A 22,560-nucleotide genomic window follows, 5' to 3' on the forward strand; every position below is an offset into this window, starting at 1 on the left:
CGGAGCACGTCAATACAGCGGCTTCGAATCGCCTCGCTTCGCCTCTCGGGCGTCAATTCATTGGACCTCTTGTCCCGGTGAGCGCCTTACGGACGCCATGGGAGCACCGGGACAGCGCCAGAACGGCGCCCGGTGCTCCCACCTCACGGGGTGTCAGGACGCGGTGTCGCGGTCGTACAGCACGACGTACCGACCGCGGGCCTCGCCGCCCTCCGGCAGCCGCCAGCCCGCGCTGACATGGCCCCGGACCCCGGTGGACTCCGCACCGGAGTCCGGGCGCAGAACGCGCGTCACCTGGAGGGCGGGACCCCCGTCGCCCAGCACCACACGGGTGCCGTCCGGCCCGTTCGCGACGGCCGGGGCCCCCGCGGCCCCGGCCGGGACGCCGAGTCCGGCTCCGGTCACCTCGGCCGTCACGGACGGGTCCGGGGTGTGGGACTGGCTCTGCGCCTGCGGTTCGGCGCGGCCCTGGAGGAGCGCGACCAACTGGGCCACCAGCACCGGATCGTGCGGCCCGTCGTAGATCCACCGCCGGCCCAGCACCCCGTGCTCGGCCGTGCCGATGAGGGCCTGCTCGGCTCCGTCGAGCGGCGCCGCGCGGTAGGTCATCGGTACGTGGTACCAGGCGGGCCGGTCACCGGCGTCGTCCTGGACCACCATGAACTCGATCCCCACCTCGCCCTCCGGGTCGTCGAGCCGGAAGCCCCCGACCCTGGACAGCTCCGGCGGACGCCGCGCGGCGGCGTACCACGGCTGCCGGGGCAGCCACGGGGTGAGGAGCTCCAACTTGGTCGGGCTCAACGTGGTCTTGTGAATGATCGACATGCCGTATGAACGCCTTCTGCTCGTCGTACGCTTCCCGGGCGCCAGCACTGTCTCACGGCGCGCGAAAGGGCCCGACGCGCCGTGCGCGCCGGGCCCTTTGACGGCCGACCCCCCACCTGGCCGGCCGGTGGATCAGGAGCGGGTCGCGCGGGTCGCCTCGACCGCCGTGGTCTTCGCGTTCGCGGACGGCTTGGTGGCCCGGTGCCCGTCCTTGGGCAGGACGATCACGCAGACCTTGCCCGGCTTCCCCGGCTTGCCGGGCTTACCGGGCTCGGCGGGCTTCGCGGGGGTCGTGGGCGTGGTGGGCTTGCCCGGCTTCGTGGGGAAGGCGGGCACGGAGTGAGAGTTCCCGGAGCCACGCTTGATCACCACGACCTTGCAGGTCTTCCCGGGGTGGGTCGGGAAGGCGGGGATGACGACGCAGGTGTCGTCGTGCCCGCGGGAGCGGTCCTTCGACACCGCGATGGCCTTCTTACCGGCGACCTTGCCCGCCTCGGTCAGCTTGACCGGCTTGGCATGCTCAACCACCTTGCCCGGCTTGGTCGGCATGGTCGGCTTGGTCGTCGTGGCGCTGTCGTCGTCGGCCCGGATCACACAGAGGGCCGGACCGTGGGACGTCTTCCCCTTGGCGGCGGAGGCCGACGCCGAGGAGGACTGGGAGGCCGAGGCCGAGGCCGAGGCCGAGGCGGGGGCCGAGGCCCCCAGCGCCAGGGCGCCGGCCGCCACGGCGAGCACGACACCGCGCCGCTTCGCGGCCGAGGCACGGGGCAGGGAACGAGACATGGGCACAGCTCTCCTTCACTCAGGGGGTTGCACTGGCTGCCGATGAACCCTTGATCCGTCGGCGCACTCACCGTGGCGCACCGATGCTGAGTCCTCGCTGAATCACCTGAGGCCCCGCTGAAGCCGGTGCCGGTTTCAGCGGGGCCTCAGCTTGCCCGTGCCATCCTGACCGCGTGCGCATACTGGTGGTGGAAGATGACGCCCGGCTCCGCGAGCTGCTCACCGAGGGCCTGGAGCAGGAGGGTTTCACCATCGAGACGGCGGCGGACGGGCTGAGCGGCCTGGCGCTCGCCCGGTCCGGCGAGTACGCGGCGATCGTGCTGGATGTGATGCTCCCCGGGTGCTCCGGTTATCAGCTGTGCTCGCGGCTGCGCGAGGAGGGCGACTGGACGCCGATCCTGATGCTCACCGCCAAGGACGGCGAGTACGACGAGGCCGATGGGCTCGATGTGGGCGCGGACGACTATCTGACCAAGCCGTTCTCGTTCGTCGTCCTGATCGCCCGGGTGCGGGCCCTGGTGCGGCGCGGCGGGCTGGACCGGCCCGAGGTGCTGGAGCTGGGCGATCTGCGGCTGGAGCCCGCGGCGTTGGCCTGCGCGCGCGGGACGGACGAGGTCACGCTCACGGCCAAGGAGTTCGCCGTGCTGGAGTACCTCGCGCGCCGCGCCGGGCAGGTGGTCTCCAAGTCCGAGATCGTGCAGAGCGTGTGGGACGCCGCGTACGACGGCGGGGCCAATCTGGTCGAGGTCTACATCCGCAGTCTGCGCCGGAAGATCGATGTGCCGTACGGGCGGCGGTCGATCCGCACGATACGGGGCGCGGGCTATCTGCTGGCCCGCGACGGAGGGTGAAACGGTGGGGCGCACAGCGGGCTCAGAACGCATCGCGGGCTCAGAACGCATCGCGGGCGCGGAACGCATGGCGCACGGGCAGCTGGAGTCGGAGGGCGCGCGGGCGCACCGCCCGCGCCTGACCTCCGGGTTGAGCGTGCGCGCCAAGGCCGTGCTCGCGGCCGCCGGGACCGTGGCCTTCGCGATCGCGCTGTGCATGCTGGCCCTGGTGCTCGCCCTCCAGCACAACCTCCGCGCCAGCGCCGACCTGGACGCCCGGAAGGCCGCCGTGTCGATCAAGGGCCAGCTGGGGAAGACCGCGGCCATGCCGCAGCGGGTGTTCGTCGTCGCCCCCGGCGCGGTGACGATCAAGGACGCCGCCGGCCGGACGGTCACCCCCACGACCCCGACGGAGCCCGGCTCACAGGGGTCGACCGGGCTCTCGAGGCTCCCCGCCGAGCCCACCGAGCCCACCGGCCCCGCCGCCCCCTCCGAACCCGCCAAGCCCGTAGCGGCCGGACAGCCGTACAGCGTGACGGTGAGCCCCTCCACCACCTCCCTCGACAGCGCCACCGGGCTGCTGCTGCGCCAGGCCGCCCCCGCGGCCGCCGGTCTGGTGCTGTTCGTGGCGGGGCTCACCTGGCTGCTGGTGGGCCGCGCCCTGCGCCCGGTCGCCGCGATGCGGCGGGAGTTCACCGAGATCACCGAGCGCGATCTGCACCGCCGGGTGCCGGTGCCCCGGGCGCGCGACGAGATCCACCGGCTGGCCCGGACCATGAACGCCACCCTGGACCGGCTGCACCGGGCCATGACCCGGCAGCGGCAGTTCGTGGCCGACGCCTCGCACGAGCTGCGCAGCCCCATCGCGGCCGTACGCGCCCAGCTCGAGCTGGTCCTGGCCCGCCCGTCGCGCACCGACTGGCCGGTCGCCGTGCACAAGGCACTGCGGGACACCGACCGGCTCCAGGCCGTCGCCTCCGACCTGCTGCTGCTCGCCCGGCTCGACGTGCGGGAGGCGCCGCCCAAGACCGCGGTGGACCTCGGCGCGCTGGCGGCCGAGGAGGTACGGCGCCACCCGGGCGCGCTGACGATGGACCAGCTCCCCAAAGCCGGGGGCCAGGACCCGGCCGCCGTCGTAACCGGCAGCCGGGTGCAGCTGTCCCGGCTGCTCACCAACCTCACCGACAACGCCCGCCGCCACACCCGTACCACCGTCTCGATCACCGTGGCGGTCCACGGCGGCCTGGTCGAACTGGCCGTGGACGACGACGGCCCCGGCATCCCCGAAGGCGACCGCGAGCGCGTTTTCGAGCGGTTCACCCGGCTGGATGATGCGCGGGCCCGCCAGGACGGCGGCACCGGTCTCGGCCTCGCCATCGCCAATGACATCGCTCACGCCCACGGCGGCACCCTTACGGTGCTCACCAGCCCGCGGGGCGGGGCTCGCCTGCTGCTGCGCCTGCCACGGGCGGCGTAGCCGGACCCCGACCCCGGTGCGGACGCGGCTTCCCAGTCGTGAGAGTTTGGCAACTACCGGACCAGACTGATCAGTTGGTCAGTAGTATCTGCCCTTTCTTGGCCGTGTCCCAGATGGAGGTGTCGAAGGTGCTGTCGGGGACGGGGGCCGTCGTGCTGGCCGCGTCCGCGGTGCTGGTACTGGTGTTATTACTGTGCCTCACCTGGGTGGTCAGGCTTCGCCGCGCGCTCGCGGAGGCGCGTAGGGCGACCGAGCGAGAACGAGCCGTTTCCGAGCGGGAACGAGCCAATGCGGCACAAGAGCGGGCGCTGGCGGCCGAGCGCGGCGAGGAGGTCGCCCGACTGGCCGCCGTACAGACCGATCTGGACGAGGCGGCGCGCCGGGAGCGGATCCTGCGCGACTCGGTCCAGGCGTCGTTCGAGTCCGTGGCCCGCAATATGCACGCCATGTCGATGGTGCAGCAGCAGGTCCTCGACGGCCTGGAGCAGTACGTCGAGGACGCCGCGCTGATGGGCGAGGTCATGAAGGCGGACCACGCCGCCGCCCAGATGACCCGTAAGGCCCAGACGCTGCTGGTGATGTGCGGGATCTGGCCCGCGCGGCGGGAGACCCGCCCGGTGTCGCTCTTCGACTGTGTGCGGGGCGCCCAGTCGCGGATCGTGGAGTTCGGCCGGGTGGACGTCCACGGCGGTCAGAACCTCTACGCGGTGGCCCCCGCCGTGGAGGGCCTGATGCACGCGGTGGCCGAACTCCTGGAGAACGCCACGGTCTTCTCGCCCTCCCGCACCCAGGTCGCGGTCGCCATCCGCGAGGTCGCGGCGGGCGCGGTCATCGAGATCGACGACGCCGGGCTCGGGATGCCGCCGGACGTGCTGGAAAAGGCCGTGGGCCAGCTGCGGGACGGTCTTGACCTGGCCCAGCTGGGCGCGGTGCCCCGGCTGGGGCTCGCCTGTGTGGGGCGCTGGTCGCGGGAGCTGGGCTTCGGCGTCGAGCTGTCCACGGCGTCGGCGTACGGCGGCACGCGGGTGGTGGTCTTCGTACCGCACCGGCTGCTGACCGAGCAGACGAGCGCCGTACGGGCGGCGGACCACAAGCCGGTGGTCGTGGAGCCCGTGGTCGTCGGCACGGTGAACCAGGACGCGGGCGGCGCGGGGCTCGGCCAGGCCGCCGCGGACCCCGCCGGGGGCCCGCTGAACGGCGTGTCCGTGGACGACATCCCCGGCGCGCCCGACGCCCCCGCACCCCTCGGCACCGGGCTGCCCCGGCGCCGCAACCGCCGCCGCCCGGCCTCCGGAGCCGCCCTGGCCGACACGGCCCTCTCCACCGACACGGCCGACACGGCCGGTCTCACGACCGCCTCCGGCGCCCCGGCCCGCGCCGCACCCGCCCCGCCGCCCGCGGCGGCCCCCTGGACACCCGAGGCCGCCCGCGCCTCCATCACCAGCGTCCTCTCCGGCACCCGCCGCGGACGTGCGGAGGCGGAAGCGGAAGCGGAGGCGGAAGCAGAGACCGTACAGCCCGAGGATGCATCGAGTCCGGACCGAGAAGACCGAGAGGGAGGCCGGTAGTGGCCGGAACCATATCCAGGTTGCCCGACGTTGGATGGATGCTGCGTCCGCTGACCGGGATCCCCGGGGTGCGCCATGCCGTCGTCGTCTCGGAGGACGGTCTGCGCATGGGCCACGACTCCGCCGAGGGGCTGACCGGCGAGGTGTCCCGGCTGGGGGTGGACGAGGCCGAGTCGCTGGCCGCCGCCTGTGCCGCGCTCACGGTCACCAGCCAGTCCACGGTGTCGCTGCTGTTCGGCGACGAGGCGGGGGTGCGGCAGCTGATGATCGAGTCCGACAGCGGGTTCGTGCTGTTCACCTCGGCCGGTCAGGGCGCCTCGCTGGGGGTGGCCACCGACACGGATGCGGATGTCGGCCTGGTGGCCCAGCAGATGCAGTTACTGGTCGCGAAGATCGGTGCCCATCTGAGCAGCCGGCCGCGGGAGCCGATGGGCCGCCCGGCGTCATGAGCCGACCCGGCGAGGAACGCACCACGGCCGCGGTGCGCCCCTATGTGATCACACGGGGGCGCGCCGGTTCCTCACGGGATGCTCTGCCGCTGGAAACGCTCGTCGTGGCGTCCGGGAACGCGCTGCCGCCGCATCTCCAGCCCGAGTACCGGCGGATCGCCGACTTCTGCCAGGGGCTGCTGTCCGTGGCGGAGGTCGCCGCCCATCTCGGTCAGCCACCGGCCGTGGTGCAGGTGCTGCTCGCGGATCTCATCGACTGGGGGCACATCGTGGCGCGTCCGCCGATCCGGGTGGCCAAGCGAAAACGTGCCGATTTGGACTTGCTGAGGAAGGTGCTCGATGGGCTTGAGAGCAAGCTCTGAGATCTCGATGGCCGGTACGGACGGCACAACCAGGACCGACCACACGGCCCACACGGCCCACCCGGGCCACGCGAACCGCACGACCCGCACGACCCGCACGACCCGCACAGACCACACCAACGAGACAGGCGAGACGGACGAGACGGGCGATACGGACGACATGGATGACATGGACGACACCCCCGTCATGTACGTGGAGTCCAGCGTGGCCGGGGCGGCCAAGATCCTGGTGGTCGGCCCGATGGGCGTCGGCAAGACCACGCTGATCGGCACGGTGTCGGAGATCAAGCCGCTGTCCACCGAGGCGACGATGAGCCAGGCCGGGGCGCGGCTCGACACCAAGGTGCGGCCGTCGAAGACCACGACCACCGTCGCGCTGGACTTCGGGCGGATCACCCTGGGCGGCGAGCTGGTGCTGTACCTCTTCGGCACCCCCGGCCAGCAGCGGTTCCTCCCCGCCTGGAAGGACCTGGCGCGCGGGGCACTGGGCGCGCTCGCGCTGGTCGACACCCGCGACCTGGAGGCGTCCTTCGACGCGATCGGGCATCTGGAGGACCTGGACGTGCCGTTCTCCGTGGCCGTCAACGCCTTCCCGGACAGCAAGCCGCACAGCGAGGACGACCTGCGCTCCGCGCTCGATCTGCTCCCGCACACCCCGCTGGTCATCTGTGACGCCCGGGAGCACAAGTCCTCGGTCCAGGCGCTGATCTCGCTCGTCTCGCATCTGATCGAGACGCTGACGGAGGTGTCATGACCACCCGCGCCGCCTCCAGGGTGTCGCTGTACGGGACCGCGCTCGACGGCCCGCTCACCGAGTTGTACGAGCGGATGCGGCGAGACCACGGTCCGGTGGTCCCGGTGGAGATCGCGCCCCGGGTCGAGGCGTGGCTGGTCATCGGCCACCGGGAACTCCTCCATCTCACCCGCGACGAGCAGTACTTCTCCCATGACCCGCGCCGTTGGACCCCGCTGCGCGAGGGCCGGGTGGCGGCCGACTCGCCGCTGATGCCGCTCGTGGGCTGGCGCCCGGCGCTGCTGTTCGCCGACGGCGCGGCGCACCGCCGGATGCGCTCGGCGGTGGCCGACGCGCTGGGGCGGATCAACGGCCATGAGCTGATCCGCAGGGTGCGGGCCACCGCGGAGCGGCTGGTCGCCGGGTTCGCCGACCAGCACGCGGCGGATCTGGTCGAGAGTTACGCGCGCCTCCTGCCGCTCCAGGTCGTCACCGAACTGCTGGGCCTCGACGAGGAGAACGGGGCGCGGCTGGTCGAGACGCTGACCACGATCGTCGCCCCGACCATGGCCGCCACCGGCGCCAACAAGCGGATGGGCCAGATCCTGCTCCAGCTGATCGCCGGGAAGAAGCGGCGGCCGGGCGCGGATCTGACGTCCTGGCTGCTGGAGCACCCCGTCGGGCTCAGCGACGAGGAGGTGCTGCACAACCTCGTGGTGATCATCGTCGCGGGCAACAACACCACCGTGAACTGGATCGCCTCCACGCTCCAGATCCTGCTCACCGACCCCGCGTTCCGCTCCTCGCTGACCCGCGGCCACCTCACCGTGGACGACGCCCTGGACCTGGTGCTGTGGCGCCAGCCGCCCACCCAGAACTTCCCCGGCCGCTACGCCACCCGCGATCTGCGCTTCGGCGGCCAGGACATCCGCGCCGGGGACATGCTCATCCTGGGCCTCGCGGGCGCCAACGCGGACCCGGAGGTGCTGCCCGAGGACGGGCGTCCGGTGGTCGGCAACCGCTCGTACCTCGCCTTCGGGGCGGGCCCGCACGGCTGCCCGGCGCGGGATCCGGCCCGACTGATCACCCGTACCGCCGTGGACACGCTGCGCCACCGGCTGCCCGATATGGAGATCGCGGTGCCGGAGGAGCACCTTCCGTGGATCACCTCGCCGTGGTCCAAGGGCCTGGCCAAGCTGCCGGTGCGGTTCTCCGCGCCGCAGCTCGCCGCGGATGCCCCGGCGTCGGGTTCGGGTTCGGCGTCGGCTCCGGGTTCGGCCTCGGGTTCGGGTTCGGCCTCGGGTTCGAGTTCGGCTTGGGCTTGGGGCTCAGTGGCCCCGGGATCAGCGGCCCCGGCCCCCGGCTCACCGGCAACGCCCCCCGACTGACCACCGGTCCCGACCCCCGACTCCCCCGCAGGAGACAACAGATGACCGACGGCCGATGCCCCGTGCCGCACGCCGACCCCGCCGCACCGCACCGCCTGGACCCCACCGGGGCGCGCCAGCACGCGGTGAACGAAGAGCTGCGCGCCCGCGGGGCCGCGGTCCCGGTCCTGCTGCCCGGTGACGTACCGGCGTACGCCATCACCCGGCACGAGGAGCTGAAGGACTTCGTCACCCACCCCGACGTGGCCAAGAACGCCTGCCACTTCGCCGCGCTGCAGAACGACGAGCTCCCGCCCGGCTGGCCGATGCGGACCTTCGCCACCGTCCGCGGCATGATCACCGCGGATGGCGAGGACCACAAGCGGCTGCGGTCCCTGGTGACCCGGGCGTTCACCCCGCGCCGGGTGGAGGCGCTGCGCCCGGTGGTCCACGAGCTGACCGGCACGCTGCTGGAGCGGCTGGGCGAGGCGGCCGCGGCCGATCCGGACGGGGTGGCCGATCTGCGCCGCCACTTCGCGCTGCCGCTGCCGATGAGCGTGATCTGCCAACTGCTGGGCGTGGACGACCAGTACCAGGACCGGCTGCACGCGCTGTCCAACGAGATCGTCTCCACCCAGACCGCGCCCGAGCGGGTCCCGGCCGCCAACCGCGAGATGGTGGCGATCCTCGGCCAGGTGGCCGCCGCCCGGCTGCGGGACCCCGGGGACGATCTCACCAGCGCGCTGATCGCGGTGCGTGAGGAGGACGGCGACCGGCTCAGCGAGGAGGAGCTGATCGGCACCCTGATGCTGACGATCATCGCCGGTCACGAGACCACGCTCAATCTGATCACCAACGCGGTGCGGGCGCTGTGCAACCACCGCGATCAGCTGGATCTGGTCCGTTCCGGGGCCGCGAGCTGGGGCGATGTGGTCGAGGAGACGCTGCGGTACGACAGCCCGGTGTCCTTCTTCCCGTTCCGCTACGCCACGAGGGACCTCCCGGTCGGGGACGCGGTCATCCCGAAGGGCGCGCCCGTGCTCGTCTCGTACACCGCCGCCGGGCGCGACGAGCGGGCGTACGGCCCGGACGCCGGCCGCTTCGACGTCACCCGGGGCGCACGCCACCTGTCCTTCGGCCACGGCGCCCACTTCTGCCTGGGCGCCCCGCTGGCCCGCATGGAGGCCGTGATCGCCCTCGAAGCCCTCTTCACCCGCTTCCCCGACCTCGACCTGGCGGTCCCGGACGAGGCCCTGGTCCCCCACCCCAGCTTCGTCGGCAACAGCCCGCAGCGGCTCCCCATCCGGCCGGGGGTGCCTCACAACAGCTGACGAGGTGCGCTGAGGGCAGCGTTGCCTACGGGAAACGGTGGGGATGCGGCCGGGTAACAGGCACCCCGCAGGCTTCCTGGCATGGAGTCGTACAGGGAGCCGATGAGCCCGAGCCGCCGGGTGGTGATCGTCGGCGGCGGCATGGCGGGCACGCGGCTGGCGCAGCAGCTGGCCGCGCGGGGCGCGGGTGCCGGCGCTGCGGCCAGTGCCGGCGCCGCCGCTGGTCCTGGTGCTGCCGGTGCCGGTCCTGGTGCTGCCGGTGCGGACGCGGGTGCCGGCACCGGCGGGATGGCCGTCGAGGTCACGATCATCGGCGAGGAGCCGCACCCCGCGTACAACCGGGTGCTGCTCGCCGAGGTCCTCGCCGGGCGGTACGCCCCGGAGGTCATCGCGCTCCCCGCCCCCGCCGCCGGGGTGCGGCGGCTCAGCGGGGTGCGGGTGGTGCGCATCGACCGACCCACGGCGGAGGTGGTGTGCGACGACGGCCGCCGCGTGCCGTACGACGCGCTGGTGCTGGCCACCGGCTCCAACCCGGTGCTGCCGCCGCTGCGCGGCCTGTTCGAGACCGACGGCCACGAGCTTCCGGACGGCGTCCACGCCTTCCGCACCATGGACGACTGCCTGGCCCTCGGCGCCGCGGTACGGCCCGGGGCGCGGGCCGTCGTCATCGGCGGCGGACTCCTCGGCGTCTCCGCCGCGCGTGCGCTGGCCCAGCGCGGTGCCCAGGTGGTCCTGGCGCACCAGGGCGAGCACCTGATGGAGCGCCAGCTGGACCCGGGCGCGTCGGGGCTGCTGCTGCGGCATATGGCGGCGCTGGGCGTGGAGGTCCACACGGAGTGCCGCGTCCGCGGCCTGCGTACGCGCACGGTGGATGGCGAGGGCGGCGGCGGGCGCGCGGTGAGCGCCGTCGAACTGGCCGACGGATACGCCCTGGAGGCGGACCTGGTCGTGCTGGCGTGCGGGGTCCGGCCACGGGTCGGGCTGGCGCGGGCCGCTGGGCTGGAGGTGGCGCGGGGGGTTGTGATCGACGACGAGCTGCGGACGAGTGACCCGCGGGTGTTCGCGATCGGCGACTGCGCGGAGCACGCGGGCATTGTCTACGGCTTGGCGGGCGCGGCGCAGGAGCAGGCGGATGTGCTGGCGCACCGCCTCTCCCCCACCCCGCCCCTCCCCGAACCAATGGGGCTCCGCCCCCTGGACCCCCACAGGGGCTCCGCCCCTGACCCCCGCCAGGGCCCCACCCCGGAGCCCGCACCTGGGGACCGGTTTGTGGGCAATCGTTCCGCGGAGGGGGCACCTCCCAGCGGTAGCTGGGGGAGGAACGGGTGGGCACAAACCGGCCACCGGGCCGCACCCGGCGACGAAACCCCGACCCGGCACACGGACGCCCTACCCGCCAACCACGCTGCGTGGGCACAACCCGGCCACCGGGCCGCGCCCGGTGACGAGACCGTGCCCCGGTACCACGGCACCCGTACGCTCACCCGCCTCACGCTCACCGCAGTGCCCGGCTCCGCCGGAGGGAGCGCATCGGGCACCGATGGGCCCCTCGATCTCGCTGCCTTCGGCAACCCCACCCCCGCCCCCGGCGACGACGTCATTCACCTCACCGACGCCACCCGCAACACGTACCGCAAAGTCGTGGTCCGCGGTGACCGCCTGCTCGGGGGCATTCTTCTCGGCGATCTCGGCACCGTTGGCGCGCTCGCCCGTACCTGGGAGAGCGACGAGCCGCTCCCCGCCACCCCCTTGCTCCACCTGCTGACCAACGATGGAGGGTCCTGACGATGAGCGCATCGAATCCCCAGAATGCCGAAAACGCCAAAAGCGCCGCACCCACCATCGTGCTCGTCGGCCACGGCATGGTCGGCCAGCGGTTCCTCGAAGCGCTGGCCGAGCGGAAGGTCACCGAGACCGCCCGCGTCGTCGTGTTCTGCGAGGAGCCCCGTCCCGCCTATGACCGCGTCCAGCTGACCTCGTACTTCTCCGGGCGTACCCCGGACGAGCTCTCCCTCGTCGAGGAGGGCTTCATGGCGCGGCACGGCATCGAGCTGCACCTGGGCGACCCGGCCCAGGTCATCGACCGCGACGCCCGCACCGTGACCAGCCGGTCCGGGCTGACCATCACCTACGACACGCTCGTGCTCGCCACCGGCTCGTATCCGTTCGTCCCGCCCGTGCCCGGCAAGGACAGCGACGGCTGCTTCGTCTACCGGACCATCGAGGATCTGCTCGCGATCGAGGAGTACGCAAAGAATCGTGCATCCGGCGCATCCCGCGCGTCCGGCATCGTCGTCGGCGGCGGGCTGCTCGGCCTCGAAGCCGCCGGTGCGCTCAAGGGGCTCGGCCTCACCACCCACATCGTGGAGTTCAACCCGCGCCTGATGGCCATCCAGGTGGACGAGGGCGGCGGCGCCGCGCTGCGCCGCACGGTCGAGGACATGGGCCTGATCGTGCACACCGGCGTCGGCGGTAAGGAGATCACGGCGGACGGCGACGGCGCCGTCACCGCCATGACGCTGTCCGATGGCTCGTCCATCGACGCCGACCTCGTCATCTTCTCGGCGGGCGTGCGCCCCCGCGATCAACTGGCCCGCGACTGCGGCCTCGACGTCGGCGAGCGCGGCGGCATCGCGGTCGACGAGACGTGCCGCACCAGCGATCCCGCGGTGTACGCGATCGGCGAATGCGCGCTGGCCGCCGACGGCCGGGTGTACGGGCTGGTCGCGCCCGGTTATGAGATGGCCGAGGTGGCCGCGGACGCCATCGCGAGCAACGCCGACGCCATCACCAGCGACGGCACCACCGCAAACGACGCCGCCACCGGCGGCTTCCGCGGCGCCGACACCTCCACCAAGCTCAAGCTCCTCGGCGTCGACGTGGCCAGCTTCGGCGACGCCCACGGCACCGCCGACGGCTGCCTGGACGTCGTCTACTCCGACTCCCGCTCGGGCGTCTACAAGAAGCTCGTGGTCGGCGCCGACGGCGCCCTCCTCGGCGGGGTGCTGGTCGGCGACGCCGAGGCGTACGGCATGCTGCGCCCCCTCACCGGCTCGGTGCCGCCCGTGGCGCCCGAACAGCTCGTCCTCCCGGCAGGGCTGGGCGCACCCGCCGCCCTCGGCCCCTCCGCGCTGCCGGACGAGGCGGTCATCTGCAACTGCCACAACGTCACCAAGGGCGCGATCCGTTCGGCCGTCACCGACCACCACTGCACCACCGTCCCCGAGGTGAAGAAGTGCACCAAGGCGGGCACCGGCTGCGGCAGCTGCGTCAAGGCGCTCACCTCGCTCGTCAACGACGAGCTGGAGGCGAGCGGGGTCAGCGTGGACAAGGGGCTGTGCGGCTGCTTCGCGTACACCCGCGCCGAGCTGTACGAGATCGTCCGCACCCTGCGCATCACCAGCTACGCCCAGCTGCTGGACAGCCACGGCCGGGTGGAGGCCCGGGAGGGCGACGGCTGTGAGGTGTGCAAGCCCGCCGTGGCCTCGATCATCGCCTCGCTGGCCCCGACCCTGGGCGCGAGCGGCTATGTCCTGGACGGCGAGCAGGCGGCCCTCCAGGACACCAACGACCACTTCCTGGCCAATCTCCAGCGCAACGGGTCGTATTCGATCGTCCCCCGGATCCCCGGCGGGGAGATCACCCCGGAGAAGCTGATCGTGATCGGCGAGGTGGCCCGCGACTTCGGGCTCTATACGAAGATCACCGGTGGTCAGCGGATCGACCTCTTCGGCGCCCGGGTGGACCAGCTCCCGCTGATCTGGGCGCGGCTGGTGGACGCCGGCTTCGAGTCGGGCCACGCGTACGGCAAGGCGCTGCGCACCGTGAAGTCGTGCGTGGGCCAGACCTGGTGCCGCTACGGCGTGCAGGACTCGGTCCGGATGGCCATCGACCTGGAGCTGCGCTACCGGGGGCTGCGCTCACCGCACAAGCTCAAGTCGGCCGTCTCCGGCTGTGCCCGCGAATGCGCCGAGGCGCGCGGCAAGGACTTCGGCGTGATCGCCACGTCCAACGGCTGGAACCTGTACGTGGGCGGCAACGGCGGGGCGGACCCGCGCCACGCCGATCTGCTCGCCCAGGACCTGGACGACGAGGAGCTGATCCGGCTCATCGACCGGTTCCTGATGTTCTACATCCGCACCGCGGACCGTCTGGAGCGCACCTCGGCCTGGCTGGAACGGATTGAGGGCGGCCTGGACCACGTCCGCGAGGTGGTGGTCGAGGACTCGCTCGGGCTCGGCGCCGAGCTCGAGGCGATGATGGCCGACCACGTGGCCGGCTACCGCGACGAGTGGGCCGAGACCCTGGGCGACCCGGAGCGGCTGCGGCGCTTCGTCTCCTTCGTCAACGCGCCGGGCGCGCCCGACCCGACGGTGAAGTTCGTGCCCGAGCGCGACCAGGTCAAGCCGGACCTGACGATCCTGTCAGGCCCCACCCTCCCCGTCCGTACTCTCGAAGGGACTGCCAGCCGATGACCATGGCACCCATGACGCCCATGGCCCCCGAGCGGACCGCGGTCCGCGTGGAACTCCTCGTCGACCAGCGGTGGTTCGCCGTCTGCGAGCTGACCGACCTCACCCCCGGGCGCGGGGTGGCCGCCCTGCTGCCGGACGGCGCCCAGGTGGCGGTCTTCCTGGACCGCTCGGGGCGCGTGTACGCGATCGCCAACCAGGACCCGTTCACCGGGGCGTACGTCCTCTCCCGGGGGCTGCTGGGCTCGGCGGGCGGGCGGCCGTTCGTCGCCTCCCCGCTGCTGAAGCAGCGCTTCGACCTGGAGACGGGGCGGTGCCTGGACGACGAGGGGGTCGTCGTCCAGGCGTACGCGACCCGTGCGCGGGCGGGCGCGGACGAGGCGTCAGCCCAGGTCGCGTGAGACCAGCATCCCGCACTGGACGGGGTCGCTCGCGCAGCCTGCCGTCCCCGCGGCGAGCACACCCTTCGTCCCGGGAACGCCCGCGACGCCGAGCACCGTGGACATCTCGCTGTGCTCGGTGACGTCGGCGGGCAGCTCCTCGGTCGCCCACCCCGTACCCGTCCAACGGGTCAGCACGGAGTGGGGCTTGCCCGGGGCCCAGCCGGCGATCCACGGCCGCCCGGCGCCGTCCGCGCCCGCGGCGTTCGCCTCGGTGAGGGGGAGCGTGGGCAGCGACTGCCAGCGGCTGCCGGTCCAGCGGGTGGCCATGGTGGCCGTGGGCGACTGCGGGTCGTTGGTCTTCCCGACGACGTAGACCGAGTTACGGCCGGTGGCCACGGCGTGGTTGGCCACCCAGCCGGTCGGGTGCTCGCCGGGGGCCGGCACCTCGCGGACCGTCCAGCCGCTGCCGTTCCAGTGGTACAGCAGCGGTACGGACACCTCGCCAGTCATGGCGCTCGCGGTGACCCATACGTCGTCCGGGCCGGTGCCGGTGATGTCCCAGGGCTGTACCTCGCCACCACCGGGGGCGGCGGGGAGGGACACCTTCTTCCACCTGGCGCCGGTCCAGCGTTCCAGGCGGGAGACCTGGGTGTCGCCGTTCGGATCCCAGTCGAAGCTGGTCAGCCAGGCCGACTTCGCACCGAACGCGGCCAGGTCGCCGACGAAGCTCAGCGACCCCTCGGCGGGGGCCGCGTGGCCGACCTTCGTCCACTTCGTGCCGTCCCAGTGCTGCAGCACGATCGGCGCGGAGGTGTTGTCGGCCAGGGTGCCGGCCGCCCAGGCGTCGTCGGGCGCGGCGGCGGCGACCTTATCCAGCTGGGCGGCCTTGCCGTCGGTGGAGGCGGCGGGTACATCCGTCCAGGTGCTGCCGTTCCAGTGCCTGATCAGGGGGGCGGGCCCATCGGCGCCGTCCGTCGTGCGGCCCACCGCCCAGGCGTCCTTGGCGCCGGTCGCGGCGACGTCCCAGAACTCCCGCGAGGCGGTCTCGCTCAGCGGGGTCCGCAGCTTCCACGGGGTGTCGGCGCGGGCCGCCCGGTCGGACGAGGCGCTGGGCGCGGTGCCGGTCGCGGTGCCGGTCGCGGCGGTCGCGGGGGTGCCGAGGGTGGCGAGCGTGCCGAGTGCGACCGCGCACACCGCGACCGCTGTGCGCAGCCGCGTACGGCGGGTTCCGGGCCGCGTACGGCGGGTTCCGGGCCGTCCTGCGGTTCTGTCCATGACGCTCCTTCTGCTCGGATGGGGTTCTCAGAAGGAAATGGCCGCCGCCCGCCCGTTCTTACAGCTCGCCCCGACCGGTCATTCAGGGGTCTTCAGCTGCCGGTCGGTCCACTCCGACCGCACCGTGGCAGTGTAGTTCACCACCGTGCCCGCCGTGAGCCCCGCCTCGGCGGCCCTCGCGTTCGGCTTGGTCAGCACCTCCTGGTCGGACAGCAGGGCCCCGGTCGCCGGGTCCACGATCAACTCCGACCGCGCGGTCCCGTAGTCGGGCCGGTCGGTCGCGGGCAGGGCGAAGCCGACCCCCTCGCGGCCCAGCGGGTCGGTCACCTCGCCCAGCGAGCGGATGCCCGGCAGATCCGCGATGACGCGGTAGGCGGCGGCCCGGACCCCGGGCCTGACCGGGAGGTCGATCAGCCCGGCCGCCTGCCGCCACATCCATTCGGTGCGGCCGGAGATCTCGCTTCCGCGGTCCTCCTCGTACAGGTCCGCCAGCACCTCCTTCAGCTTCGCGCTGTCGCCGGGGAGTTTCCGCAGCTCCGCGTAGCTCACATTGCGCGCGCCAAGGGCGGCGATCTTGTCGCCGCTGTTGATCCGTTCCACCGTCGGCCGCTTCCTCGCCCCCGGCTCCAGCCGCAGACCGAGCGTGCCGCCCGACCCGGATGCGGGGAGCGTGAGGTCCTTCGGCGATCCGGCGGCCCGCCAGCGGGCCGTGTCGCGTTCGGTGCGGGGCTCGGTGGTGGCGTCGATCCCCGAGACCCACAGGCTCCGCGTACCGGGCCGCACCCCGAAGGACCACTGCGACGTCTCGGAGGAGACCACCGCGAAGGTCGACTCGGCCGCGGTGGCGACGTCGATCCGGGACGACCGCGTGGTCGTCTGCCAGTACGTGCCCTCGTCCGCCGTACGGTCCACCCGGGCGGCCACGGTGAGCAGTGCCAGGCGGCCGCTCTCAGGGGTGCGCCGGGGACCGTTCGGGGTGGGTCCGGCGGTGGCGCGGGAGCCGCGGGCGTCCTGGGTGTCGGAGCCGCCCTCGGGCAGGGTGGCGACGAGCACCCCGGCCGCGGCCGCCGTCGCGGCGACGGGCAGCGCCCACCGCCACGTGAACGGCCGGGCGGACCGGGACGCCGCCTTCCGCGGCTCCGGCGCGCCGGCCAGGATGGTGATCAGGTCGTGCCGGGCGCGTTCCGAACCGGCCAGGCGCTCCGGGTCGAGCTCCGGGGGCCGGGCGTCCGCCAGCGTCTTCAGGACATCGGGCCGCTTGCGTGCCATGTCAGTGCTCCTTCACTGTCGCTTTCGGGCGGGAGTCGCGAGGATCACGAGGGTCGCGGGGATCACGGGGACCGCGAGGATCACGGGGACCGCGAGGATCACGAGGGCCGTGAAGGTCGCGAGGGCCGTGAAGGTCGCGAGGGCCGTGAAGGTCGCGAGAGGGTCCAACGGCCTCCACGGCCCGCTCCAGCCGCCGTCTGGCCCGGTGCAGCCGCACCGAGAACGTGGCGGTGGAGCAGCCCAGGACGCGTGCTGCCTGTCTCGGGCCGAGCCCGTGCCAGGCGACCAGCGTCAGCAGTTCGCGGTCGGCGGCGGACAGCCCCGCCAGCGCCTGCAGCGCCACCGCGCGTTCGGTCACCCCCGCGGCCACGTCCTCGACCTGGGCGCCGGAGGTGATGATGCGCTGGGCCTCCCGAGCGGCCAGGGCGTACTGCCTGCCGTCGCGGCGGCGCAGCTCGCGGGTCAGATTGCGGGCCACGCCGAGCAGCCACGGCAGCGGTGGCGTGGGGATGTCCCCCATCCGCCGCCAGGCGACCGTGAAGGTCTCGCTCGTGATGTCCTCACCGACCTGCCGGCCCACCAGGCCGGTGGCGTAGGCCAGCACACGGGGATGACACTCCTCGTAAAGGTCCCGAAAGCGTTGGGCGTCGGTCACGCCGTCTCCTCATCTCGGCTCTCTCACCATGCAGTGGTCGAGGGCCGCGCTTTCTTACACCCGGGGAGAGGGGATTCCGGGCGGCGGGGTGCCCGGGACGTGGGAGGCCGGTGCCGCCGCGTTGCCGGCCGCTGGACGCGGTTGCCGGCCGTTGGACGCGGTTGTCGGCCTCCGGACGCGGTTGCCGGCCTCCGGGCGCGGTTGCCGTGCGGCGCTGCGTAAGCTCAGGAGCTTCATGGGGACGTCCCTCTCTCGTCTCTTCACGTCGGATCCGGTTTTCCGGAAGACTTCTGCAAGGTTCCGAGGACGCGTTCCCCGGGAAGCACGAGGCGGGGGTGGCTCCCGTCAACGGAGGAGGCGGACATGGCTACGGAGAGCAGGGGCACCGAGGGCGGCGCCCGGCCCAAGGTGACGATCACGGCCATCGCCCAGGAGGCCGGGGTGTCGGTGCCCACGGTCTCCCGGGTGGTCAACGGCCGTTCGGATGTCTCGCCCGAGACCCGGGCCCGGGTCGAGGACCTGCTGCGACTCCACGGCTACCGCCGCCGCCAGAGCGCGCCCGGCGACCGCGCCGCCCTGGTGGACCTGGTCTTCAACGACCTCGACAGCCCCTGGGCGGTGGAGATCATCCGGGGCGTGGAGGACGTCGCGCACCAGGACGGGGTGGGCACGGTGGTCTCGGCGATCCACGGCCGCGCGGGCTCGGCCCGGCAGTGGCTGAAGAATCTGCGGGCCCGCGCCTCGGACGGGGTGATCCTGGTGACGTCCGTACTGGAGCCGGTGGTCCACGAGGAACTGCGGCGGCTGAACGTGCCGATCGTGGTCGTCGACCCGGCCGGCTCACCGGCGCTGGACGCGCCCACCGTGGGGGCCACCAACTGGGCGGGCGGCATGGCCGCCACCGAACATCTGCTGAGCCTCGGCCACCGGCGAATCGGGCTGATCGCCGGTCCGCCGCGGCTGCTGTGCAGCCGGGCACGGCTGGACGGGCATCGCGCGGCGCTGGAGGCGGCCGGGGTGCCGTTCGACCAGGCTCTGGTCGCGCAGGGCGACTTTTACCACGAGTCCGGTTTCCACGGCTGCGACCAGCTGATGTCCGGACCCACCCCGCCGACCGCCATCTTCGCGTCCAGCGACCAGATGGCGCTGGGCGCGATCGAGGCGCTGCGGCGGCGGGGGCTGCGGGTTCCGGAGGATGTGAGCGTCATCGGCTTCGACGACCTGCCGGAGGTCCGCTGGTCGGCGCCGCCGCTGACGACGATCCGTCAGCCGCTGGCGGATATGGGGAAGTTGGCTGCCCGTACGGTGTTGCGGCAGGCGCGGGGCGAGGAGATCGAGTCGCCGAGGGTCGAGCTGGCCACCCAGCTGATCATCCGCGCCAGCACGGCCCCACCCACCGGGGGCTGACCCCCGGGCCCCGCCCGCCGGGGGGCTAACCCCCGGGCCCCACCCACCGAGGCCTGCCCCCGGGCCCCACCCGCCGGGGGCTGCTCCCCCAGGCCCCGCCCGCCGAGGGCTGCTCCCCCAGGCCCCGCCCGCCGAGGGCTGCTCCCCCAGGCCCCGCCCGCCGAGGGCTGCTCCCCCAGGCCCCGCCCGCCGAGGGTTGATTCCCCACCCCGCCCCTTCCCGAACGGGGGCTGCGCCCCCGCCCCCAAACGCCCTTCGGGCGTGTCCTCAATCGCCGGACGGGCTGGAAAATCCAGCCCGTCCGGCGATTGAGGACCGGGGTCCGGGGCGGAGCCAGAGGCGCAATCCCAGCGGAGCCAGGGGTGCAGCCCCGGGAGCCTGGAGCGCAGCCCCGGGGCTGGGGGCCGCAACCTCGGCGGCGCCAAGGACGGAACCCGGGGCCGGGCGCAACCTCGGCGAGGCCAGGGACGGAAGCCCCGAGGGCCGGGCGGGTGTCCGGGAGCGCAACCTCGGCGGGGCCAGGGGCGCAGCCCCGGCGAGATCGGAGGGCGCAGCCCTCGCGGGGTCCGAGGGAGGAGCCCTCGGCGGGGCCAGGGGCGCGACCTCGGCGAGCCCAAAGGTGCAGCCCCGAGGGGACGGCGCAGCACCGGGCGTCAGGGGGGCAGCCCGGCGGGGCCAGGGGCAGACCCCGAGCGGCCGGGCGCAGCCCCGGCGGGGCCGGAGGCGGAACCCGGGGGCCGGGCGCAGCCCCGGCAGGCCCAAAGGCGCAGCCCCGGGGGGGCCGGGGCAGAGCCCCCGCGGTGGGGGCCGGAGGCGGAACCCGGGGGCCGGGCGCAGCCCCGGCAGGCCCAAAGGCGCAGCCCCGGGGGGGCCGGGGCAGAGCCCCCGCGGTGGGGGCCGGAGGCGGAACCCGGGGGCCGGGCGCAGCCCCGGGTGTCCGGGGGCCCAACCCCGGCGGGGCCGGGGGCGCAGCCCCGGGGGGCGGGGCGGAGCCCCTGCGGGGGGCGGGGGCGGAGCCTCCGGTTCGGGGAGGGGTGGGGTGGGGGATGCCGAAACCCTTGACACCGCATCAGCACCCCCATACCTTCCACGCAACCGCTTCCGAGAATTATCGGGCTACTTCCGGAAGGCACACGATGCGCATACCTCGGTCAAGGTCCACCCTTCGTGCGTCCACCCTGGCGGCGGCCGTGCTGCTGCTCGGAACGGCACTCGCCGGCTGCGGAAGCAGCGGGCCCGGGGGTTCGGATGACGACTCCCTCGACGTCTGGGTCTACCAGGACGCCTCGACCAAGGTGCAGCGCGAGGTCGTCAAGCGGTTCAACAAGACCTCCGACATCAAGGTGAAGCTCACCCAGGTGCCCGGCGAGGGCTACTCGGACAAGATGCGCACCTCCATGGGCACGCCCAACGCCCCGGACGTCTTCTTCAACTGGGGCGGCGGCAGCATCAGCGACTTCGTCAAGAAGGACATGCTGCTCGACCTCGACCCCGCGATGGCCAAGGACCCGGAGCTGAAGAAGGCGTTCATCCCCACGATCCTCGACGCGGGCGCGATCGACGGAAAGCACTACGGGATCCCCATGCGCGGAATGCAGCCGGTGATCCTCTTCTACAACAAGGACGTCTTCGAGAACGCCGGGGCCACGCCCCCGAAGTCCTGGGACGATCTGCTGAAGCTCATCGACACGTTCAAGAGCAAGGGCGTCACCCCGTTCGCACTGGCCGGCACCGACGCCTGGACCGAGCTGATGTGGGTGGAGTACCTGGTGGACCGCTACGGCGGGGCCGGGGTGTTCCAGAAGATCCAGAGCCAGGGCATGGCGGCGTGGGACGACCCGGCGGTGCTCAAGACCGCGCAGACCGTCAGGGACCTGGTCGGCCGGGGCGCGTTCGGCAAGAACTACAAGTCGGTCAACTACACCGCCGACGGGGCCTCCACGCTCTTCGCCAAGGGCAAGGCGGCCATGCATCTGATGGGCAGCTGGGAGTACGCCAACCAGAAGGCCAACCAGCCCGCGTTCGCCAAGTCGGGGCTGGGCTGGACCACCTTCCCGGCGGTCCCCGGCGGCAGCGGTGACCCCAAGAGCGTCGTCGGCAACCCGACCAACTACTGGTCGGTCAACGCCAAGGTGAAGGGCGACAAGCAGAAGGCCGCGATCGAGTTCGTGAAGTTCGCGGCGGAGCAGGACTACTCCAAGGACCTGATCGCCAACGGGGACGTCCCCACCACCTCCGACGCCACCTCCCTGCTCGGCGAGCACGAGAACCCCGACTACGCGCGGTTCCAGTACGACCTGGTCAAGCAGGCCCCGGACTTCACGCTCTCCTGGGACCAGGCGCTGCCCGCCAAGTACACCCCGCCGCTGCACACCGCCGTGCAGAAGCTGTTCAACGGGCAGCTCAGCCCGGCCGGGTTCGTCGACGCCCTGAAGGGCATGTGATGGCGGACGCCGCGAAATCATCCGGCGGCCGGGTGAGCGTCGGCCGGGCCGGGGTCGGCCGGCCCGGCGTCGTCTGGGCCCTCCCCGGCGCGCTGTTCTTCGTCTTCTTCGCGGTGGCGCCGATGGTCCTGGTCGGCGCCCTCGCCTTCACCAATTGGGACGGCATCGGCACCCCGAGCTGGACCGGGATGAGCAACTGGTCCCGGCTGTGGGACGACCCGGAGACCCATCAGGCCATCTGGCTCAGCCTGGTGCTCACCGTGCTGACCTGGGTGTTCCAGACCCCGCTCGCCCTGCTGCTGGGCGTATGGGCGGCCGGGCGGCAGCGCAACCGGGCCGTGCTGTCGGCGATCTTCTTCCTCCCGCTGCTCGGCTCCTCCGTGGCGCTCGCGCTGGTCTGGAAGTCGCTGCTGGATCCCAACTTCGGCCTGATCGCCGACATCGGGCCCGCCCTGGGCTTCGCGGACGGCGATCTGCTCGGCAGCTCCAAGGGCGCCTTCGGGGCGATCCTCTTCGTCACCGCCTGGCAGTTCATCCCGCTGCACACGCTGATCTACCAGGGCGGCGCCCGCGCCATCCCGCGCTCGCTCTACGACGCGGCGGCGATCGACGGCGCCGGAACCGTACGGCAGTTCTTCTCGATCACCCTGCCGCAGCTGCGCAACACCATCGTCACCTCCTCGGTGATCATGGTGGTCGGCGCGCTGACCTTCTTCGACACCGTGCTGATCCTCACCAAGGGCGGACCGGGCACCGACACCACGATCGTGCCGTATCTGATGTACAAGAACGGCTTCCAGGCGTTCGACCTCGGCTACGCCAGCGCGGTCGCCACCATCCTCGTCGTCGTCGCCACCACCGTCTCGCTGCTGCTGGTGCGGCTCACCGGCTTCGCCGCGATGCGCAGCACCCGGGAGGGGATGTGACCGA

The 22,560-nt window shown here is 72.9% G+C and carries 19 protein-coding genes; 14 read left to right on the top strand and 5 right to left on the bottom strand.

The features are described from left to right. Nucleotides 1–153: 153 nt before the first annotated feature. Both IEJ02_RS03485 and IEJ02_RS03490 read right to left on the bottom strand, forming a co-directional pair. On the bottom strand, nucleotides 154–825 hold the full coding sequence (locus IEJ02_RS03485; protein WP_191063305.1) for a maltokinase N-terminal cap-like domain-containing protein: 672 nt from the start codon (nucleotides 823–825) through the stop codon (nucleotides 154–156). 132 nt (nucleotides 826–957) lie between these two features. Further along, the gene (locus tag IEJ02_RS03490) at nucleotides 958–1,608 is read right to left on the bottom strand and encodes a hypothetical protein (RefSeq protein ID WP_191063306.1); all 651 of its coding nucleotides are present in this window, start codon (nucleotides 1,606–1,608) and stop codon (nucleotides 958–960) included. A 173-nt stretch (nucleotides 1,609–1,781) separates the two neighbouring features. On the opposite strand from IEJ02_RS03490, the gene IEJ02_RS03495 reads away from it, so the two are divergent. The 11 genes from IEJ02_RS03495 to nirD all read left to right on the top strand — a co-directional run bounded on the left by IEJ02_RS03495 (nucleotide 1,782) and on the right by nirD (nucleotide 14,598). Next, entirely contained in the window at nucleotides 1,782–2,459 is a 678-nt protein-coding gene (locus tag IEJ02_RS03495) for a response regulator transcription factor (protein WP_020871501.1), read from the top strand. A 67-nt stretch (nucleotides 2,460–2,526) separates the two neighbouring features. Continuing rightward, nucleotides 2,527–3,915: a sensor histidine kinase gene (locus IEJ02_RS03500; protein WP_191063307.1), complete on the top strand. Its 1,389-nt coding sequence runs from the start codon at nucleotides 2,527–2,529 to the stop codon at nucleotides 3,913–3,915. Between the two features lie 104 nt (nucleotides 3,916–4,019). Further along, nucleotides 4,020–5,483 (top strand): ATP-binding protein, encoded by a 1,464-nt coding sequence (locus IEJ02_RS03505; protein WP_370466958.1) that lies wholly within the window; start codon nucleotides 4,020–4,022, stop codon nucleotides 5,481–5,483. Then, nucleotides 5,483–5,932, top strand: a complete 450-nt coding sequence (locus IEJ02_RS03510; protein WP_191063308.1) for a roadblock/LC7 domain-containing protein — start codon at nucleotides 5,483–5,485, stop codon at nucleotides 5,930–5,932. Before IEJ02_RS03505 ends, IEJ02_RS03510 begins: the two co-directional genes overlap by 1 nt. Next, nucleotides 5,929–6,294 carry a DUF742 domain-containing protein gene (locus IEJ02_RS03515; protein ID WP_137977856.1) on the top strand — a complete coding sequence of 122 codons (366 nt, stop codon included), beginning with the start codon at nucleotides 5,929–5,931 and terminating at the stop codon, nucleotides 6,292–6,294. The genes IEJ02_RS03510 and IEJ02_RS03515 overlap by 4 nt, the downstream gene beginning before the upstream one ends. Then, nucleotides 6,278–7,048, top strand: a complete 771-nt coding sequence (locus IEJ02_RS03520) for a GTP-binding protein (RefSeq protein ID WP_223863299.1) — start codon at nucleotides 6,278–6,280, stop codon at nucleotides 7,046–7,048. Before IEJ02_RS03515 ends, IEJ02_RS03520 begins: the two co-directional genes overlap by 17 nt. After that, nucleotides 7,045–8,415: a cytochrome P450 gene (locus IEJ02_RS03525; protein WP_223863300.1), complete on the top strand. Its 1,371-nt coding sequence runs from the start codon at nucleotides 7,045–7,047 to the stop codon at nucleotides 8,413–8,415. The genes IEJ02_RS03520 and IEJ02_RS03525 overlap by 4 nt, the downstream gene beginning before the upstream one ends. Before the next feature lie 41 nt (nucleotides 8,416–8,456). After that, nucleotides 8,457–9,725, top strand: coding sequence for a cytochrome P450 family protein (locus IEJ02_RS03530; RefSeq protein ID WP_191063309.1), 1,269 nt, complete (start codon nucleotides 8,457–8,459; stop codon nucleotides 9,723–9,725). Nucleotides 9,726–9,806: 81 nt separating this feature from the next. Then, complete coding sequence (locus IEJ02_RS03535) at nucleotides 9,807–11,510, top strand: NAD(P)/FAD-dependent oxidoreductase (RefSeq protein ID WP_191063310.1); 1,704 nt, start codon at nucleotides 9,807–9,809, stop codon at nucleotides 11,508–11,510. 2 nt (nucleotides 11,511–11,512) lie between these two features. Beyond that, complete coding sequence (gene nirB, locus IEJ02_RS03540) at nucleotides 11,513–14,200, top strand: nitrite reductase large subunit NirB (protein WP_191063311.1); 2,688 nt, start codon at nucleotides 11,513–11,515, stop codon at nucleotides 14,198–14,200. A 2-nt stretch (nucleotides 14,201–14,202) separates the two neighbouring features. Next, nucleotides 14,203–14,598 (top strand): nitrite reductase small subunit NirD, encoded by a 396-nt coding sequence (gene nirD, locus IEJ02_RS03545; protein WP_370466959.1) that lies wholly within the window; start codon nucleotides 14,203–14,205, stop codon nucleotides 14,596–14,598. On the opposite strand, the gene IEJ02_RS03550 is transcribed toward nirD, so the two are convergent. From IEJ02_RS03550 to IEJ02_RS03560, 3 genes are all read right to left on the bottom strand, one after another. Continuing rightward, complete coding sequence (locus IEJ02_RS03550; RefSeq protein WP_223863301.1) at nucleotides 14,581–15,855, bottom strand: hypothetical protein; 1,275 nt, start codon at nucleotides 15,853–15,855, stop codon at nucleotides 14,581–14,583. The two genes, nirD and IEJ02_RS03550, sit on opposite strands and share 18 nt — an antisense overlap. Before the next feature lie 78 nt (nucleotides 15,856–15,933). Then, nucleotides 15,934–17,124 (bottom strand): CU044_5270 family protein, encoded by a 1,191-nt coding sequence (locus IEJ02_RS03555; RefSeq protein WP_191063312.1) that lies wholly within the window; start codon nucleotides 17,122–17,124, stop codon nucleotides 15,934–15,936. Between the two features lies 1 nt (nucleotide 17,125). After that, nucleotides 17,126–17,779: an RNA polymerase sigma factor gene (locus tag IEJ02_RS03560; protein WP_191063313.1), complete on the bottom strand. Its 654-nt coding sequence runs from the start codon at nucleotides 17,777–17,779 to the stop codon at nucleotides 17,126–17,128. Nucleotides 17,780–18,142: 363 nt separating this feature from the next. On the opposite strand from IEJ02_RS03560, the gene IEJ02_RS03565 reads away from it, so the two are divergent. From IEJ02_RS03565 to IEJ02_RS03575, 3 genes are all read left to right on the top strand, one after another. Then, nucleotides 18,143–19,186, top strand: a complete 1,044-nt coding sequence (locus tag IEJ02_RS03565; protein ID WP_191063314.1) for a LacI family DNA-binding transcriptional regulator — start codon at nucleotides 18,143–18,145, stop codon at nucleotides 19,184–19,186. A 1,136-nt stretch (nucleotides 19,187–20,322) separates the two neighbouring features. Beyond that, nucleotides 20,323–21,630: an extracellular solute-binding protein gene (locus IEJ02_RS03570; RefSeq protein ID WP_191063315.1), complete on the top strand. Its 1,308-nt coding sequence runs from the start codon at nucleotides 20,323–20,325 to the stop codon at nucleotides 21,628–21,630. Then, a complete protein-coding gene (locus IEJ02_RS03575; protein WP_191063316.1) occupies nucleotides 21,630–22,556 on the top strand; it encodes a carbohydrate ABC transporter permease in 927 nt (308 codons plus the stop codon). Before IEJ02_RS03570 ends, IEJ02_RS03575 begins: the two co-directional genes overlap by 1 nt. The last annotated feature ends 4 nt before the right edge of the window (nucleotides 22,557–22,560 follow it).

Origin of the sequence: Streptomyces sp. 5-10, assembly GCF_014712245.1 — a bacterium.
Taxonomy (GTDB): domain Bacteria; phylum Actinomycetota; class Actinomycetes; order Streptomycetales; family Streptomycetaceae; genus Streptomyces; species Streptomyces violaceusniger.

Excerpts from the sequence above, each read along its gene's own strand:
- nirB (WP_191063311.1), top strand. The coding sequence starts at position 11,513 with ATGAGCGCATCGAATCCCCAGAATGCCGAAAACGCCAAAAGCGCCGCA.
- IEJ02_RS03515 (WP_137977856.1), top strand. The coding sequence starts at position 5,929 with ATGAGCCGACCCGGCGAGGAACGCACCACGGCCGCGGTGCGCCCCTAT.
- IEJ02_RS03575 (WP_191063316.1), top strand. The coding sequence starts at position 21,630 with ATGGCGGACGCCGCGAAATCATCCGGCGGCCGGGTGAGCGTCGGCCGG.
- IEJ02_RS03525 (WP_223863300.1), top strand. The coding sequence starts at position 7,045 with ATGACCACCCGCGCCGCCTCCAGGGTGTCGCTGTACGGGACCGCGCTC.
- IEJ02_RS03490 (WP_191063306.1), bottom strand. The coding sequence starts at position 1,608 with ATGTCTCGTTCCCTGCCCCGTGCCTCGGCCGCGAAGCGGCGCGGTGTC.
- IEJ02_RS03565 (WP_191063314.1), top strand. The coding sequence starts at position 18,143 with ATGGCTACGGAGAGCAGGGGCACCGAGGGCGGCGCCCGGCCCAAGGTG.
- IEJ02_RS03500 (WP_191063307.1), top strand. The coding sequence starts at position 2,527 with ATGGCGCACGGGCAGCTGGAGTCGGAGGGCGCGCGGGCGCACCGCCCG.
- IEJ02_RS03550 (WP_223863301.1), bottom strand. The coding sequence starts at position 15,855 with ATGGACAGAACCGCAGGACGGCCCGGAACCCGCCGTACGCGGCCCGGA.
- nirD (WP_370466959.1), top strand. The coding sequence starts at position 14,203 with ATGGCACCCATGACGCCCATGGCCCCCGAGCGGACCGCGGTCCGCGTG.
- IEJ02_RS03485 (WP_191063305.1), bottom strand. The coding sequence starts at position 825 with ATGTCGATCATTCACAAGACCACGTTGAGCCCGACCAAGTTGGAGCTC.
- IEJ02_RS03535 (WP_191063310.1), top strand. The coding sequence starts at position 9,807 with ATGGAGTCGTACAGGGAGCCGATGAGCCCGAGCCGCCGGGTGGTGATC.
- IEJ02_RS03530 (WP_191063309.1), top strand. The coding sequence starts at position 8,457 with ATGACCGACGGCCGATGCCCCGTGCCGCACGCCGACCCCGCCGCACCG.
- IEJ02_RS03570 (WP_191063315.1), top strand. The coding sequence starts at position 20,323 with ATGCGCATACCTCGGTCAAGGTCCACCCTTCGTGCGTCCACCCTGGCG.
- IEJ02_RS03555 (WP_191063312.1), bottom strand. The coding sequence starts at position 17,124 with ATGGCACGCAAGCGGCCCGATGTCCTGAAGACGCTGGCGGACGCCCGG.